Source organism: Mucilaginibacter polytrichastri, assembly GCF_001911425.1.
GTDB classification, from domain to species: domain Bacteria; phylum Bacteroidota; class Bacteroidia; order Sphingobacteriales; family Sphingobacteriaceae; genus Mucilaginibacter; species Mucilaginibacter polytrichastri.
Window position 1 is genome coordinate 5491635 of sequence record NZ_MPPL01000001.1, and the last position, 376, is coordinate 5492010.

The following is a 376-nucleotide window of genomic DNA, read 5'->3' on the forward strand; positions in this document are numbered from 1 at the left end:
GTAGCGATGATGACCTGGAAGTGCTGGGCAAAAAGTTGAAATCGAAATGCGGTACAGGTGGTTCTGTTAAAGACGGAGAGATACTGATACAAGGAGATTTTAGAGATAAAATACTCGGCTTTTTGCAAACAGATGGTTATAAAGCTAAAAAAGCAGGCGGTTAATTGATCATTATAACAGAAGCAATAAATTTATTTAATACCTTAGACAAAGTATAACAAGCAGTTAAGTAACTGATTTTTGATCTAGTAATTGTTTAAATTACACTATATCACCTTAGTTACATACTTTTTGTAGGTTATTGCTTGTTATTATTAAAAAAAATAGTTTTTATTGTAAAAAATTGTCTGCGGGTAATACAATTTTTTGTTCAATT

General features: G+C 30.3%; 1 protein-coding gene. It reads left to right on the forward strand.

Features of this window, described 5'->3' with window-relative positions; all coding sequences use genetic code 11:
- Nucleotides 1-20: 20 nt before the first annotated feature.
- The gene (locus RG47T_RS26905; protein ID WP_253187564.1) at nucleotides 21-164 is read left to right on the forward strand and encodes an SUI1 family translation initiation factor; all 144 of its coding nucleotides are present in this window, start codon (nucleotides 21-23) and stop codon (nucleotides 162-164) included.
- The last annotated feature ends 212 nt before the right edge of the window (nucleotides 165-376 follow it).